Source organism: Propionivibrio sp., assembly GCF_049316945.1.
Taxonomy (GTDB): domain Bacteria; phylum Pseudomonadota; class Gammaproteobacteria; order Burkholderiales; family Rhodocyclaceae; genus Propionivibrio.
Genome location: NZ_JBMOJE010000362.1, coordinates 1 through 1,825, shown reverse-complemented (window position 1 = coordinate 1,825; position 1,825 = coordinate 1). Strand labels below are relative to the sequence as shown.

The window sequence follows — 1,825 nt, the reverse complement described above, 5'->3', positions numbered from 1 at the left end:
TGACGCAGAAGATTCGACCACATTGAATTCAACTTGCTAGTCCTGCAATTCAGAAACACTTCGAGGTGTATCTATTGCTGCGCGAGAAGGTGATCAAGCCGACTCTGGCTGGAATCAGCCGACAAGATGTCCCACCCCCGATCCAATGGCCTGTCGGATCGGCACTACGTCGCTCTTCGTAATGCGCTTGTCCGCACTTTCGGCACCATCGGCATCGCTGCCTGATTTGAGACAACTTGTTGGGTTGATAGAAGGCGTAAATCGCCTAAAAATCATTTTTTGAACGAGCCTTGAAAATACCTAAAACGGTATAATTAGCGCTTGCCAATATCACCTAAAGAAAAACCGCTTCACTGGATTGGTTCATCCAAAAAGGATCTGATTGCCTTGCCAGCCGATGTGGTGGATGACTTTGGATACGCTTTGGCAGCTGTGCAAATGGGAGCCACACCTGCACAAGCCAAGCCGTGGAAAGGCGAGGGTTCGGGCGTGTTGGAGTTGGTGGAAAAGTATATGGGTGACACCTATCGGGCAGTCTACACCGTGCGCTTTGCCAAAGCGGTTTACGTACTGCATTGTTTCCAGAAGAAGTCCCATAGCGGTATCCGCACTGCCCAAAGTGACATTGATTTGATCCATGAGCGACTCAAACTGGCGCAGCAACATTACAAGGAGCATCATGAAAGCTAAAACAAAACCTGTCGTTATTGAGACAGTTGACGCTGTTGATGTCGGCTCCGGCAACGTATTTGTCGATTTGGGACTTCCTGACCCTGAAGAGCGGCAGCTTCGTGTGCAATTGGCAATACGCTTGAATGATCTGCTAAAGGCCGAAGGTCTCACCCAAACGGCTGCGGCCAAACGACTGGGGATAGCCCAGCCCCATATATCTGAGCTGAAAAATTACAAGTTAAGTCGATTCTCCAGTGAGCGACTTCTACATTGCATAACCTTGCTGAACCGCGATGTTGAAATTTTCATCCGCCCGCGAGCAAGCGCAGAGGCTGTGGGTGCTGGCTCAATGATGGTGTGGGCTGCAACCTGATGGAGACGCACTTTTTTGAGCCCTCGCCAGTCCATCTGGATGTTAATGGACTACGTCTGCTCACCACCCGTATATAAAATTAAGTGGAACAAGTTTCCGGGCTATTTTCCAAGCAGACGCCTGAAATTTGTCTCCAATACCGTTGAAGGCAACCAATGAACATCCCCGCAGCAAGCTGCGGAGTATCCATGGGTAACCAACAGCCAAAATACCGAACATCCTCTGATGCTTAGGCATCAGAATATCGCCCCAAGGGGCGAGGAATAGACCCATTGAGATTCAAGTACACGTCGATCCTTCTACAAACCGTTCACCCAGTGCAAATCTGAAAGCAGAATTTGGATGCGCCAGGGCAGCATATTGACAGAACACACTCGTAGTGTCACGTTCAAAATGCAGGCTTGCCGGGTACGGCCAAAACTGACGAAACGCGTGTTTTTGGACTTTTGTCAGTTTCGTCAGTCGCATCTGCCATTTTCAGTTTCATGTGACGCAACAGATTCGACCACATTGAATTCAACTTGCGAGTCCTGCAATTCAGAAACACGTCGAGGTGTGGCCTTGGCCAACGCCATCCAGACTGTGAATGGCAGTTGATTGACCGTCTTTTTTGGTTCCATGCGCGTGACCTCATACTGGTTGTTCTGAAATACCATCACGCCGCACTCCACCGGGATTTCATTCGGTTTGGCAATCGGATGCCCTGTGCGATCACAACCCGGCACGTACCCCACATGGACCTGGTAAATTATCGTGGTACCGGCTTTTTATCGGTCTGGC

The 1,825-nt window shown here is 49.7% G+C and carries 3 protein-coding genes; 2 read left to right on the top strand and 1 reads right to left on the bottom strand.

The window, feature by feature from the left end; genetic code table 11:
* Positions 1 to 321: 321 nt before the first annotated feature.
* The gene (locus ACOYNV_RS28170) at positions 322 to 690 is read left to right on the top strand and encodes a type II toxin-antitoxin system RelE/ParE family toxin (protein WP_422903135.1); all 369 of its coding nucleotides are present in this window, start codon (positions 322 to 324) and stop codon (positions 688 to 690) included.
* Positions 680 to 1,045, top strand: a complete 366-nt coding sequence (locus ACOYNV_RS28165) for a helix-turn-helix domain-containing protein (RefSeq protein WP_422903134.1) — start codon at positions 680 to 682, stop codon at positions 1,043 to 1,045. Before ACOYNV_RS28170 ends, ACOYNV_RS28165 begins: the two co-directional genes overlap by 11 nt.
* 458 nt (positions 1,046 to 1,503) lie before the next feature.
* Here ACOYNV_RS28165 and ACOYNV_RS28160 read toward each other — a convergent pair whose 3' ends face one another.
* On the bottom strand, positions 1,504 to 1,779 hold the full coding sequence (locus ACOYNV_RS28160) for a hypothetical protein (RefSeq protein ID WP_422903133.1): 276 nt from the start codon (positions 1,777 to 1,779) through the stop codon (positions 1,504 to 1,506).
* Between the last annotated feature and the right edge of the window lie 46 nt (positions 1,780 to 1,825).